We start from the raw sequence: 13,553 nt of genomic DNA on the forward strand, positions 1-13,553 counted from the left end.
CGTTCCAATACCTATTTATGGAACGTTGTTCCAGTCTAATTCTGAAAGGAATACGATGACGACACCGATCACCATCGTCGGTGCAGGTCTCGGCGGCCTCACCCTCGCACGCGTCCTGCACGTCCATGGCATCCCCGCAACGATTTACGAGGCGGAGCCTTCGGCGGAGGCGCGTGAGCAGGGCGGCCAGCTCGACATCCACGAGCGCGACGGGCAGCTCGCGCTCGAAGTCGCCGGCCTTGCCGACGCGTTCCGCGCGATCATCCACGAGGGCGGCCAGGCCTCGCGCGTGCTCGACCGGCACGGCACGCTGTTGCTCGACGAGCCCGACGACGGCACCGGTGGACGCCCCGAGGTGCTTCGGGGCGATCTGCGACGGCTCCTCCTCGACTCCCTGCCTGCTGGGACGATCCGATGGGGAAAGAAACTCACCGGCGTCGTGGCGTTCGGCGACGGCCGGCACGAGCTCGCGTTCGCCGACGGGTGCACCGTCCGCACCGAACTCCTCGTGGGTGCCGACGGCGCCTGGTCGAAGGTCCGCCCGCGGCTTTCGGACGCGAGGCCCGAATATGTCGGCACGACCTTCATCGAAACCTACCTGTACGACGCCGACGAGCGGCACGCGGCGGCTGCCGAAGCGGTCGGCGGCGGCGCATTGTTCGCGCCCTCTCCGGGAAAGGGGATCTTCGCGCACCGGGAGGCGGGGAACGTTCTTCACGCCTATGTCGCGCTGAAGCGCCCCGCCGAGTGGATCGCCGGCATCGACTTCACCGATGCGGCCGCCGCGACCGCTCGCATCGCGGCCGAGTTCGACGGGTGGGCGCCGGCGCTCACCGCGCTGATCACCGACGGCGAAACCGCACCGATCCCGCGTCCGATCCACGCCCTCCCGAACGGACACCGATGGGACCACGTGCCGGGGGTGACGCTCCTCGGGGACTCCGCGCACCTGGCGCCGCCGGCCGGCGAGGGCGCGAACCTTGCGATGTTCGACGGGGCCGAACTCGGCAAGGCGATCGCTGCGCACCCCGACAACCTCGACACGGCTCTGACCGCCTACGAGGAGGCGCTGTTCCCGCGCAGCGAGTCGGCTGCCGCCGACGCGCAGATGATCCTGGAGCTCTGCCTCGACGACCGCGCACCATTCGGACTGATCGACTTCTTCACCGGCGCTCGCGGAAAGCATCGATGACCGTGCCGTCTCGATCCACGCCGTCGGCCATCCCAGTGCGATTGCGGACGGAACGCGGCGTGCCGCGCCTCTCAGACCTTTTGATTCAAGGCATTTGCTAAAACGAAAAGTCCGTCAGCTTTTCTGGGAAACGCTCCAGGAACCTTGGGGCGAGCCGACGGTATCGGCCATCGCCGCACCGCGGGTGCCCATCGGCTCCGGGCGGCCTACCGTGGTGTCGCGCGCCGTCTGGTGCTCCGTCTCGGCATTGAGTTCGGCGCCGATCAGAATCACGATCGCCGACAGCCAGATCCAGATCATGAAGCCGATGATGCTGCCGAGGGACCCGTAGGTCTGGTCATAGCTGCCGAAATTCGCGGCATACCAGGAAAAGAGCATTGACGCGGCCAGCCAGCCGAAGGTGGCGAAGGCGCTGCCCCAGGTGATCCAGCGCCACCGCGGCTCGTCGCGGCTGGGGCCATAGCGATAGAGGACGGCGATCGCGGTCGCCACCACCAGGAACAGCGCCGGCCACCGTCCGACCCGGAGGAGCATTTCCGTGACGGCGTGCAGCCCGATAAAGGTCAGCGCGACCGGAAGAAGGACGAGGGCACCGATCGCGGCGAGAACGAAGAGGATGGCTGCCACGGTGAAGGCGAGCGAAATCGCGTTGAGCTTCGCGAAGCCCCGCTTCTCCTCCTCGTCATAGACGACGTTCAGCGCGTCGAAGAGCGCCTTCATGCCCGCATTCGCACTCCAGAGCGCGGTGACGAGGCCGATGGCGAATGTCAGCCCGAGCGTGCCGCCGCCATGGGACGACACCCTGGTCATCTGGTCGCGCATCACCTCGATGGCTCCCCCCGGCAACAGGCCGGAGAGCTGGTCGGTCTGCACGGCGATCGTGCCGGGATCGGTGAACAGGCCATAGACCGAAACCAGGGCGGCAATCGCGGGGAAGATCGCGAGAATGGCATAGAACGTCACCCCGGCCGCAATTGCCGGGATGCGGTGGGCGGCAATATTGCCGTAGGCGCGCAGGACGATGTCCTTCCAGCCGCGGACCGGGATTTCCGACGGCGAGGCGGCCAGCCTTCCCCGCCCCTCGTCGCGCAGCGGATCGGCGGGGAGATCGGGAAATTGGCCGGGCCCCGCCGAAGCCGCACTCCTGGCCGCCGCGTGCGGGCTGCGCAAGAGCCACCAGGCGGCCAGCACGATCATCGCGCCCGCGATCCAGGACGGGCTGACATCCTCCCGGCGGGAAGCGGGTCGCTGCCCGGCGTCAGCGGATGACAGGGTTGTTTGCATGCTCGGCCTCCTCCGCCCTCCCCCGCCGGAATGCGGTCATGCCCAGCAAACCTGCGGCCCTCGCGAGTGTTCCCTGACGGAACCTTCGTTCGAGCGGAGCGGCGCGAAAGGCCGCAGAGGGCTCGTCCGCGGAAACATGCCGGGGCATCCGCCGATCGGCGCGAATCGACGGGATGCGTTTCCAGGACGGAAACCATCATGCGGCATCATGGCCGGACTTGCCGTCAACGATCGCGGCAGATCCGCGAGCCCGCGTCGCTTGCGCAGGATCGCGATCGTCCCCATCCTTCCGCCCAAACGTGGAGAACATCATGCGTATCTGGATTGCCGCGTTGCTTGCCGGCCTCGGATGTTCGCCGGCGCTCGCCCAGGAGGCCGCGCACAGGTCGACCGTGGCCGCCATGAACACCTATTCCGGCGAGGCGAAGCTGAAGGCCAGCTTCAAGGCCGGCGACTGCCGGCCGGCGGAGGCCGGAAGCTTCGCCTGCACCGTCACCGTGAAGGGCTCGACCCTGAGCCAGCCTTACGGCTTTGCGGCGATCTATCGCCGCAAGAACGGATCGGCTGCCCAGTTCAGCCTGCCCATCGCGGACACCGACCAGGTCGCCGGCGCCGCGCTCGGCACCGCCGTGGGCGCATCGATCCTGACGAGCGAGGTCTTCGACGTCGCGCAGGTCTCCGCCTTCCTCGCCCAGGAGATGCAGGCGGCGATTTCCCAGCAGCACGCCCAGTCCCAGCAGGTGAACGGCGTGAAGTTCACGGTTTCGAAGGCCGGCGATTTCGGATTCCAGGTCGTGATCGAAAAGGCGGCGAAGTCGAAATGACGGCTGCCCGCCCATGAAGGTCGCCACCTTCAACGTCAACGGCGTCAACGGGCGCCTGCCGGTGCTGCTGCGCTGGCTTGCGCAGGCTCGGCCGGACATCGTCTGCCTGCAGGAACTGAAGGCGCCGGACGAAAAATTCCCCGCCGACGCCCTGGAGAAGGCCGGCTACGGCGCCATCTGGCACGGGCAGAAGAGCTGGAACGGCGTTGCGATCCTCGCCCGGGACGGTGCGCCGGTGGAGACGAGGCGCGGCCTGCCCGGCGATGCCGAGGACGGGCATAGCCGCTATATCGAAGCCGCCGTGCATGGCATCCTCGTCGGCTGCCTCTATCTGCCGAACGGCAATCCCACGCCCGGCCCGAAATTCGACGGCAAGCTTCGCTGGTTCGAACGGCTGGGCGCCCATGCCGCCGACCTGCTCAAACGGTGTGCCGGTCGTGCTCGCCGGCGACTACAACGTGATGCCGACCGATCTCGACGTCTACAAGCCCGAACGCTGGCTCGACGACGCCCTGTTCAGGCCGGAGGTCCGCGGCGCCTTCGCACGTCTCGTCGCTCAGGGCTGGACCGATGCGTTGCGGGCGCTGCACCCGGAGGAGCGCATCTATACGTTCTGGGATTATTTCCGGAATGCCTGGGGACGCGATGCAGGCCTGCGCATCGACCACCTCCTGCTGGGTCCCTCGCTTGCCGATCGTCTCGCCGCCGCCGGGGTCGACCGCGAGGTCCGTGGCTGGGAGAAAGCGAGCGACCACGCGCCCGCGTGGGTGGAGCTCCGCGACTGAAACCATCGCGAACCGGACGCCAAATAAATGAGTGAAGGGGAAGCCCGCAGGGTGAACCTCCCCCGCAGGGGAGTTCACTAAGTCATTGGCAAGACTGGCGAGGATGACCGGACTTGAACCGGCGACCTTCGGCGTGACAGGCCGACGCTCTAACCAACTGAGCTACACCCCCGTCTTGCCCCGCGGCGAACCGCGTTGACGTGGCGCTGATAGCGTGGCGGCTTGCGAAGTGTCAAGCTCAATTCCGCGAGCCCGGCGAAATCAGGGAGCAATTGTTGCCAGCCGAAAGCGTGTGAGATCGTCCGGCGTCAGAATGCGCAGGCCACCGGCCCCATATTGTTCGGCAAGATCGACCAAAGCGGGGTCTACCCCCATCTGCTCGGCGTAATTGCGCACCATCTGGGTGATCTGGGGAAAACGCCGCTGGCTTCTCAGAACGGATATCGGATCATTGCCCGTGCTGCCCGGCAGCAGTTCACGGTGAATGCCGACCCGCGAGCCCGGCATCACGAATCGTTTGCTGCCGCCCATCAGAGCGTAGACGCAGGCCGACATGCACGAGCCGTTGAAGGCGACGTTTCCCCCGCCCTGCTGGCCCACGCGCCCGACGAAAATGCTGATGCCCAGGCTGCGCAGCATGAAGCCGAGCTTCATTCCCTCGATCAGATGGCCGCCGGGCGAATCGATGATCAACATCTTGCTCGCGCCTCGGGCGGCTGCCTTCTGCGAGAAGTCGAGAAAAGCGTCCGCCGTCCCGAGGTCCATATCGCCGGTCGCAACCATCACCTCGGGGCAGCGCGGCCGGCATTGCTCGCCACGGGACAATCTCACGAGATTGAAATCCATGGCCGCAGCCGGGCCCGGTGAGGCGAGGCAGGCCACTCCGGCAAACGCAAGCGACACAAACAAGAACAGGGCCTTCAATCGATGGGCCATACAACTCCCCGGGGGGCCGGCCGGCATGTCGCCGACATTACGTGGCTGCGCCCGCAGTAGAGGGGCCGCAGCCGATATTTGCAACCGGCGCCCGGACGATACCGGCCGTCTCCAGCGCCCACGCGGCGCGCAGGGCGAGGTCTTCCCGCCAGGCCGGCGCGACGATCTGCACGCCGATCGGCAGGTCTTCGCCGTCCTCCCACACCGGGACGGTGACGACGGGGACACCGACAAGGGAGATCGGCTGCGTATAGATCCCCAGGCTGGCGCCCACCGGCCTGCTCTCCCCGGCGATGTCGATGACGCTCTGGCCGAGCCGGGGGGCACGGCAGGGTGTCGCCGGCGCGAGGATCAGGTCGATCCGCTCGAAGAGGCGGCGCATCTCCGCCGCGAACCAGTTGCGGAATTTATAGGCCTGGGCCGCCCAGGTAGCCGGCACCATGTTTCCCGCGATCAGCCTGTCGCGCACCGCGGGATCGAAATCGCCGGCGCGCTGCCGCAGCCTCTCGCGGTGCAGCGCCCCCGCCTCGGTGGAGGTGACGATATAGGCAGCGGCGCGGGCGATGACCGCCTGCGGCAGATCGACGATCTCCGTGGCGTCCAACCCTCTCGCGCATCGTTCCACCGCCCGGAAGGCCTCGCTGTTGCCGCCGCCGGCGAAATAGCCGGTGGCGACCGCGATGCGAAGGCCCTCTATGCCTCGCCCGAGTTCGAACAGGACCGGCTGGGCGGGACGCTCGGCGCAGCTGGGATCATCGGGATCGGGCCCCTGCATCACGTCATAGGCGAGGGCGAGATCGCGAGCCGAACGCGTGAGCGGCCCGAGATGGTCGAGGCTGGCAACGAAAGGAAAGGTTCGCGCCCGGCTCAGCCGGCCCAAGGTGGGCTTCAGGCTGAAGAGGCCGCAGAACGAGGCGGGGACGCGGATCGAACCGTTGGTGTCCGAGGCAAGCGACAGCGGCACGAAGCCGGCGGCGACGGAACTCGCCGAACCGCCCGACGAGCCGCCGGCCATATGACCGAGAGCGTGCGGGTTGCGCGCCGGCCCGTCATGGATGTTCTCGCCGGTGAAATCATAGGCGAACTCGCCCATGTTGAGGGCGCCGAGGCAGATGGCGCCCTGCCCTTCCAGCCTTTCGATCAGGGTCGCGTCGCGGGTGGCGGGCGGATTGTCCCGGTTGATGCGGGATCCCGCCCGCGTGACCAGGCCGGCGATGTCGAAGAGGTTCTTGGCCGCGAAGGGAACGCCCGCCAGCGCACCGACCGGCTTGCCCGCCGCATGCCGCGCATCGATGGCGTCGGCCCGCGCCAGAGCCCGCTCCGAGATGACCGCGGTGAAGGCGCCGACCTCGCCGTCGAGGCGCGCGATACGTGCGAGCGCATGCTCCACCATGGATCGAGCGGTAAATCGGCCGCTGCGCACGGCGGTCGAGATGTCCAGGATGCCCAGGCCCGGCGAGCAGCCGGCATCGAGTATGCCGCTCATGCTTCGAACGCCGGCGCCGGCTCGTCGCGGCCGTCGAGCGGAAAGGCGAACAGCAGCGCCGCGAAATCGGCCATGACCCGCAGATAATCGCCGATGCCGTCGCGATCGTCCGGCGCGATGTCGATACCGATCAGCGGCCCCATCGCATCGATGACGGCCTGCGCATCGAAGTTCGGTCCACCGTCCATGCCATAGCCTTTCGAAAGGATACGCACCACAAGATCAGGTTGCCCAACCCCTCGCCATACGGCCGTCCAGCCATGTCAGCTTCGGTCTTTCCGGTCCCGAAGACAAGCGGAATGATCGGATCGGCGGCTTCAGCGCCTGTCGCGGCGGCGTCGCCTTTCGATGTGCTTGCTCACGCGCAGCCAGCGGAAATAGGCGAAGTTGATCGCCGTCGACACCCCATAGAGGCCACGCACGAAGTGACGCCGCCCGATATAGGCCTTGACGAAGGCGAGAGGAAATTCGGTGAGCACGCGCCATTCGTTCAGCCTCTTGCCCCGCATGTCGAGGTCGTCGGCCTGCTGCTCGGAGTAGGAATTGAGCTTGGCGATCTGGTCGCCCAGCGAGCGCACCGAAAAATGGTGGATGATGCCCTTCAGCCGGGCGATGCGCGGCTCGCGCTCGAAATGGACGCGGTCGTGCACGGTCGAATCGACGTAGCGGCCGCGGTCGCGCCTGTAGAGGCGCACCGGCGCCAGCGTATAGCCCCAGGGATGCGGCCTCTTCTCTCCCGGGAAGATCTCGGCGATCCGGATCTCATAGCCGTCCGCCTGCGGTTCTTTCCCCGCGAACAGGCCCCCGATCTCCTCGGCGAGATCGGGCGGCACCACCTCGTCGGCATCGAGGTTCAGGAGCCAGTTATGCCGGCATTGATCCTCGGCGAAGCGTTTCTGCGGCCCGTAGCCCGGCCATTCGTTGACGATGACCCGCGCGCCCAGTTCCTCCGCGACCTCGCGCGTCCCGTCGGTCGAGCCGGAATCGACGACGATGAGGTCGTCCGTCAGGGCTCGCACGGCACGGATCGTGGCGCCGATGCGGTCGGCTTCGTTGAAGGCGATGATGAAGATGGAGAGCGGCGGTACTGGCATGGCGACGATCTAATCCGAACCGCGGGGGATGGCTAGAGCAAAACGCGTTTACGGCGGAGCCGCGCTTTGCCCTAACTCCTTGTTCCCAATGTGTCTTTGCGAATCCCGCCGATTCGGTGGGGAGCGCAGCGCGTCTCGGAGCGCCCCGCCCGGAGCCGTTACACCGGCAGGAGGGTGCGGTACTGGATGAAGCCCGACCGCGCGGAGATGCGGTCATAGACCGCCTGCGCTTCGCGATTGCTCTCCTGCGTGAGCCAGTGGACCCGTCCTGCGCCGAGGCGGGCCGCCTCCCCGTAGACCCATTCGATCAGCGTGCTGGCGACGCCGCGGCGCCGCGCCCACTCGGCGGTGAACAGGTCCTGCAGATAACAGTAGGGCGATGCCGTCCAGGTCGAACGGTGCAGGATGAGGTGGGTGATCCCCGCCAGACGGCCGTCGATGAAGGCCCCGTAGGCATGCATCGGTTCGGCCGGGTCGTGGAAGCGGGCCCAGGTCAGCGCCGTGAGGTCGTCGGTGACCGATGTCTGGTAGAAGGCGAGATAGCCTTGCCAGAGCGGTTCCCATGCGGCGCGATCGTCGGGGACGAGGCTGCGGATTTCCATCATGCGTCCGTCAGTCGAGGTTGAATTTCGACATCTGGCGATGCTCGCCATGGATGCGGCGCACGGTCCCGTTGAGGGAACGGTAGATCAGCGTCTCCGTGGTGATCACCGGTCCGCGGAATTTGACGCCCTGCAGCAGCGCTCCGTCGGTGACCCCGGTCGCCGCGACGATGACGTCGCCCGAGGCGAGCTCCTCCATGCGGTATTTCTTGTTGGGATCGGCGACGCCCATCTTGGCGGCGCGTTCGCGCTTGGCCTCGGTATCGAGGATCAGCCTGCCCTGCATCTGGCCGCCGACGCAGCGCAGCGCCGCCGCGGCCAGCACGCCTTCCGGCGCGCCGCCGGTGCCGAGATAGATGTCGATGCCGGTCTCATAGGCGTTGGCGGTGAAGATCACGCCCGCGACGTCGCCGTCGGTGATGACGCGGATGGAGGAGCCGACCTTGCGGATCGCCTCGATGATCGGGGCGTGGCGCGGGCGGTCGAGCACCAGGGCGGTGAGCTGGTGCGGCTTGACGCCCTTGGCCCTGGCGAGGGCGTTGAGGTTCTCCTCCACGCTCGCGTCGAGGTCGACGATGCCTTCCGGGTAGCCCGGCCCGATGGCGATCTTGTCCATATAGACGTCCGGCGCGTTGAGGAGCGAGCCGGCGGAGGCCATCGCCATCACCGCGATCGAGCCCGGCATGTCCTTGGCGCACAGCGTCGTGCCCTCGAGCGGGTCGACGGCGATATCGACCTTCGGTCCGAGGCCGTTGCCGACGCGCTCGCCGATGAACAGCATCGGCGCCTCGTCGCGCTCGCCCTCGCCGATGACGATGGTGCCGTCGATCGGCATCTTGTTCAGTTCGCGACGCATCGCGTCGACGGCCGCCTTGTCGGCGGCCTTCTCGTCGCCCCTGCCGCGCAGCAGAGCCGAGGCGACCGCCGCCCGCTCCGTGACCCGCACCAGCTCCAGCGAAAGAATGCGTTCGATGACGTCCTTGGGTTTGACCTGAATGATGTCCGACATCGCTTTCTCCAATTCCATCGCTGACAATGATCTATTCGCGTTCGATGCGGATGAGCTGGGGCGGCTCGACGATATAGCCGTCGGCCACCATGGCTTCGAGCGCCAGGCGTATGTGCGCTTCCGTCGTGGCGTAGGTGATGAGCACGACGGGCACCGAGCCGGCAACCTTGCTCGGATCGTCCCCGCCATAGACCCGGCCGCCACGATGCTTCTGCACGATCGATTCGAGCGAGATGCCCCTTTCGGCCATGCGTGTGGCGATGCCGGCCGCCGCGCCGGGGCGGTCGACGACCGAAAGGCGGACGTAATAGCCGCCCTTATGCGCCTGCATCGCCGCATGCGGCAGCGGTGTCAATTCGCCGCTGGGGCGGCCGAACGGCGCCATGACCTGGCCGCGCGCGATGTCGGCGAGATCGCCGACCACAGCGGAAGCCGTCGCCTCCCCCCCGGCGCCGGGGCCGACGAGGGTGAGTTCGGGGATGGCATCCGCGTCGATCGCCACGGCATTGGTCACGCCGTCGACCTGCGCGATCGGCGTCGACCGCGGCACCATCGTCGGGTGCACGCGCTGCTCGACGCCGCTTTCGGAGCGCGTGGCGACACCGAGCAGCTTGATGCGGTAGCCGAGCTCGGCCGCGGCCGCCAGATCCTCGGTGGTGATCCGCTCGATGCCCTCGACATGAATGGCCTCGGCGTCGACCTGGGTACCGAAGGCGAGGCTGGTGAGAAGGGCGAGCTTGTGCGCGGTGTCGAAGCCGCCGATGTCGAAGGTCGGATCGGCCTCGGCATAGCCGAGCCGCTGGGCTTCCGCGAGGCAGGCGCCGAAGGACAGGCCTTCGGCTTCCATCCTGGTCAGGATGTAGTTGCAGGTCCCGTTCAGGATGCCGTAGACGCGGTCGATATTGTTGCCGACGAGCGCCTCGCGCAACGTCTTGATGATCGGGACGCCGCCGGCGACGGCGGCCTCGAAATTCAGGGCCACGCCCGCTTTCTCGGCACGGCGGGCGAGATCGACGCCGTGGCGGGCAAGCAGCGCCTTGTTCGCGGTGACCACCGGCGTTCCCATGTCGAGCGCAGCGCGTACCGCCTCATGCGCTGGCCCTTCGTCGCCGCCCATCAGCTCGACGAACACGTCGATGCCGGGATCGCGCGCGAGGGCGACGGGATCGTCGAACCAGCGATAGCGCTCGATCGAAATGCCGCGATCGCGGCTGCGCGAACGGGCCGAGACGGCGGCAACGGTGATCGCACGGCCGCAACTTGCAGCCAGCGCATTGGCACGGCGGTCCAGCAGCCGGATGGTCGAGGTACCGACGGTACCAAGCCCGGCAATGCCAATTCTGAGAGGGTCAGCCATAGTCAGTCCGAAAAAGAGGGTCGGCTCTTGTGCAATGGCACGCGCCAAGGATCAAGACGCGAGGCGAGCGATTTCCAAGATGTATCCGCGCCCGGCCGCCTTTCCCGCCCGGGACCGCGGCGCGCGAGGGAGCACCGCCGCCCGGATGATAGGGCTTCCTCGCATCGGTATTGCGACGCGCCGGTCATCCGCCCGGCCGGTTCGCCAGACGTGCGAAGAAGGCGAGGCTGCGCGCGGTCTCCTGGGGGATGGCGGTGAAATGGTCGCCCGGCACCGAGATGCTGTCGACCTCCAGGCCTGCCGACCGGGCACGGCGCGTCGTCAGGTCCGCGGATCCGTCCATCTGCCTCTCCGCCGCGCCGTGCAGCATCAGCACGGGGCTTTTGAAGCTGGTCGCGTAGCACACCGCCGAGCGCATCTCGAATTCGCGGATATCGCCCGCATCGAAGCGGATATCCTTGGGAAAGCGCCGGAAGAAGGCGAACGCGCTGGGATTGCCGGAGAAGGAGGCGGCTCCCCGGAACATCGGGCTCGTCATCGCCGCCAGCAGCGTCAGCACGCCGCCGACGCTGTGCCCCGCCAGGAAGAGCCTGTGGGGATCCACGTCCGGTTGCGCCGCGAGCGCCCGGCCGGCGGCGAGCACGTCGTCGGTTTCGTCATAGAAGCCCGAAAACGCGCCGGGCAGCCCGTTCTCGGCCCGCAGGGCGGGCACCATCGCCACATAGCCGGCGCGGATATAGGGCTGCACCAGATCCCAATGCCCGTCACCAAGGGCGTTGCCGCCATGCAGGAAGAGCACCGCGGGGCGCCTGCCGCCCTCCGGCACCGAACGCCACGCGGCAAGCTGCAATCCTCCGGAGCGATAGGTCAGCAGGCGCGCGCCGTCCGGCGGGGTCAGCGGATCGCCTTCGTCCGGCGCCGGGCCGCGCCGCAGAAGACGGGTGCGGAAACCCTCGCGGTCGATCGCATAGTCCCGGGCGATGAGCGGCGGCGGATCGGGCGAGGCGAAGGCGTGGGCTGTTCCAGGGGCGATTGCGGCCGAGGAGGCGAGCCCCGCCAGGAGGGTGCGGCGGCTGAGGAGACGATCCGGATGGTGCATGAGCGATCCCGTTCGGCGGAGCGCCCAGTCAACTCGGCGATCATGGCAATTTCACAGGGCGCGCGGACATCTCGTCCGCGTCCTTTTCCGCCTGCGGTTTCCCGCCCGCCGGCCTATGCCTTGCGGCGAAAGCCGGTCGCCAGCACGTACATCTCGCTGGATCCGGAACGGCTTGCCGCCGGCTTGACGTGTTTCACCACGGTGAAATCGCGCTTGAGCAAGGCGAGGAGCTCGCCTTCCGTGCCGCCCTGGAAGACCTTGGCGAGGAAGGCGCCCCCTGGCGCCAGAACCTCGACGGCGAAATGCGCAGCCGCCTCCACCAGGGCGACGATGCGCAAATGGTCCGTCGCACGGTGGCCGACGGTGTTGGCCGCCATGTCGGAGAGGACGAGATCGGCCGGGCCGCCCAGCATGGCCTTGAGGCGCTCCGGCGCGGCATCGTCCATGAAGTCCATCTGGATGAAATCGACGCCGGGTATCGGATCGACCGGCAGCAGGTCGATCGCCACCACCGTGCCGCGGCCGGCGACCGCATCGGTGCGCTCGGCGGCGAGCTGCGACCACCCCCCCGGAGCGGCACCGAGGTCGAGCACGCGCTGGCCCGGCTTGAACAGCCTGGCCTTCTCCTCGATCTCGAGCAGCTTGTAGATGGCGCGCGAGCGATAACCCTCACGCTTGGCACGGACCACATAGGGATCGTTGAGCTGGCGCTCGAGCCAGAGCTGCGAGGAATGGGTGCGGCCGCGCGCCGTCTTCAGGCGCACGCCCATCTCGCGGGCGCCGCTGCCGCGCCCGGAACTGTTCTTGCCCGAGCCGCCCTTGCCGCTGCCAGCGCTCACGGATGCCGTCCCGCGCCGTTGCGCCGCCAGACGTGGTCCTTCTGCATCATCTGCACCAGCAGTCCTTCCCGAAGACCACGATCGGCGACACGCAACCGCTCGCAGGGGAAAGCCCGGCGGATCGCCTCGAAGATCGCGCAGCCGGCCATGACGAGGTCGGCCCGTTCCGGCCCGATGCATGCATTGGCCACGCGCTGCTCATAGGTCATCGCCAGCAGCCCTTCAAGCACCTCATCGACATCGCCCCGTCGCATCCAGAGACCGTCGACCCGGCGCCGGTCATAGCGCGGCAGGCCGAGATGGATGCCCGCCATGGTGGTGACGGTGCCCGACGTGCCGAGGAGATGCAGCCGCCCGACGCGCTCGGCGATCGCCTGGCGATGCTCGAAGGGGTCGAGCATCGCGGCGACGTCATCGACCATCCTCTCGAAGCTCTCGCGGGTGACGCGCACGCCGCCATGGCGCTCGGAGAGCGTGACGACGCCCACGGGCAGCGAGATCCAGCCTTTCACCACTGGCTGACGCGCCGGATCTGCCGGATCGATGTCGAGCCAGACGACCTCGGACGAGCCGCCGCCGATATCGAACAGCACCACGCCGTCCATGTGGCGATCGATCAGGGGAATGCAGCCCGCCGCGGCAAGGCGCGCCTCGGTCTCGCGGTCGACGATCTCGAGGTCGAGGCCGGTCTCGCGCAGGACCCGCTCGACGAAAAGAAGACCGTTGTCGGCGGCACGGCAGGCCTCGGTGGCGATGAGGCGGGCGCGGTCGACGCGCCGGTCGTGCATCTTCTGGGCGCAGACGGCCAGCGCGTCGACGGCGCGCCTCATCGCGTTGACGTGGAGGCTGCCGGTCGCGCCGAGCCCTTCGCCGAGACGGACGATGCGCGAAAAGGCGTCGATGACACGGAAACCGTCGCCGGCGGGGCGCGCGACCAGCAGCCGGCAATTGTTGGTGCCGAGGTCGAGCGCGGCATAGGTATGGTGGCGGCGGGCATGCTCCGCCTGGTGCATCTTGGGCACCGCGGCATTTCCACCGTCACTCGA

At 67.8% G+C, this 13,553-nt stretch carries 13 protein-coding genes, 1 tRNA gene and 1 pseudogene; 3 read left to right on the forward strand and 12 right to left on the reverse strand.

Translation table 11 applies throughout. From position 1 onward, the window contains the following. Positions 1-55: 55 nt before the first annotated feature. Positions 56-1,192: an FAD-dependent oxidoreductase gene (locus J3R73_RS18065; RefSeq protein ID WP_307429784.1), complete on the forward strand. Its 1,137-nt coding sequence runs from the start codon at positions 56-58 to the stop codon at positions 1,190-1,192. 114 nt (positions 1,193-1,306) lie between these two features. Here the strand turns inward: J3R73_RS18065 and J3R73_RS18070 are convergent, their stop codons facing one another. Next, positions 1,307-2,476 carry a YihY/virulence factor BrkB family protein gene (locus J3R73_RS18070; protein WP_307429787.1) on the reverse strand — a complete coding sequence of 390 codons (1,170 nt, stop codon included), beginning with the start codon at positions 2,474-2,476 and terminating at the stop codon, positions 1,307-1,309. A gap of 311 nt (positions 2,477-2,787) precedes the next feature. Between J3R73_RS18070 and J3R73_RS18075 the strand changes: the two genes are divergently transcribed. Then, positions 2,788-3,300: a hypothetical protein gene (locus tag J3R73_RS18075; RefSeq protein ID WP_307429790.1), complete on the forward strand. Its 513-nt coding sequence runs from the start codon at positions 2,788-2,790 to the stop codon at positions 3,298-3,300. Between the two features lie 13 nt (positions 3,301-3,313). Beyond that, positions 3,314-4,085 (forward strand): annotated as a pseudogene (xth, locus tag J3R73_RS18080) (exodeoxyribonuclease III). Positions 4,086-4,180: 95 nt separating this feature from the next. On the opposite strand, the gene J3R73_RS18085 reads toward xth, so the two are convergent. The 11 genes from J3R73_RS18085 to J3R73_RS18135 form a co-directional block, all read right to left on the reverse strand. Beyond that, positions 4,181-4,257 (reverse strand) — tRNA-Asp (locus J3R73_RS18085). An 89-nt stretch (positions 4,258-4,346) separates the two neighbouring features. Beyond that, a complete protein-coding gene (locus J3R73_RS18090) occupies positions 4,347-5,021 on the reverse strand; it encodes a COG3904 family protein (RefSeq protein WP_307429793.1) in 675 nt (224 codons plus the stop codon). 37 nt (positions 5,022-5,058) lie between these two features. After that, positions 5,059-6,507: an AtzE family amidohydrolase gene (locus tag J3R73_RS18095; protein ID WP_307429796.1), complete on the reverse strand. Its 1,449-nt coding sequence runs from the start codon at positions 6,505-6,507 to the stop codon at positions 5,059-5,061. Further along, complete coding sequence (locus J3R73_RS18100) at positions 6,504-6,722, reverse strand: DUF4089 domain-containing protein (RefSeq protein WP_307429799.1); 219 nt, start codon at positions 6,720-6,722, stop codon at positions 6,504-6,506. Before J3R73_RS18100 ends, J3R73_RS18095 begins: the two co-directional genes overlap by 4 nt. Positions 6,723-6,824: 102 nt before the next feature. Then, a complete protein-coding gene (locus J3R73_RS18105) occupies positions 6,825-7,601 on the reverse strand; it encodes a glycosyltransferase family 2 protein (protein ID WP_307429802.1) in 777 nt (258 codons plus the stop codon). 158 nt (positions 7,602-7,759) lie between these two features. Then, complete coding sequence (locus J3R73_RS18110; protein WP_307429804.1) at positions 7,760-8,206, reverse strand: GNAT family N-acetyltransferase; 447 nt, start codon at positions 8,204-8,206, stop codon at positions 7,760-7,762. A 7-nt stretch (positions 8,207-8,213) separates the two neighbouring features. Beyond that, the gene (gene glpX, locus J3R73_RS18115; protein ID WP_307429805.1) at positions 8,214-9,212 is read right to left on the reverse strand and encodes a class II fructose-bisphosphatase; all 999 of its coding nucleotides are present in this window, start codon (positions 9,210-9,212) and stop codon (positions 8,214-8,216) included. 31 nt (positions 9,213-9,243) lie between these two features. After that, on the reverse strand, positions 9,244-10,569 hold the full coding sequence (locus tag J3R73_RS18120; RefSeq protein ID WP_307429808.1) for a homoserine dehydrogenase: 1,326 nt from the start codon (positions 10,567-10,569) through the stop codon (positions 9,244-9,246). A gap of 184 nt (positions 10,570-10,753) precedes the next feature. Further along, positions 10,754-11,668 (reverse strand): alpha/beta hydrolase family protein, encoded by a 915-nt coding sequence (locus J3R73_RS18125; protein WP_307429811.1) that lies wholly within the window; start codon positions 11,666-11,668, stop codon positions 10,754-10,756. Positions 11,669-11,781: 113 nt separating this feature from the next. Then, on the reverse strand, positions 11,782-12,438 hold the full coding sequence (locus J3R73_RS18130; protein ID WP_307437466.1) for an RlmE family RNA methyltransferase: 657 nt from the start codon (positions 12,436-12,438) through the stop codon (positions 11,782-11,784). Positions 12,439-12,503: 65 nt separating this feature from the next. After that, the gene (locus tag J3R73_RS18135) at positions 12,504-13,520 is read right to left on the reverse strand and encodes a Ppx/GppA phosphatase family protein (protein WP_307437468.1); all 1,017 of its coding nucleotides are present in this window, start codon (positions 13,518-13,520) and stop codon (positions 12,504-12,506) included. Positions 13,521-13,553: the final 33 nt, after the last annotated feature.

Source organism: Labrys monachus, from assembly GCF_030814655.1.
GTDB classification, from domain to species: domain Bacteria; phylum Pseudomonadota; class Alphaproteobacteria; order Rhizobiales; family Labraceae; genus Labrys; species Labrys monacha.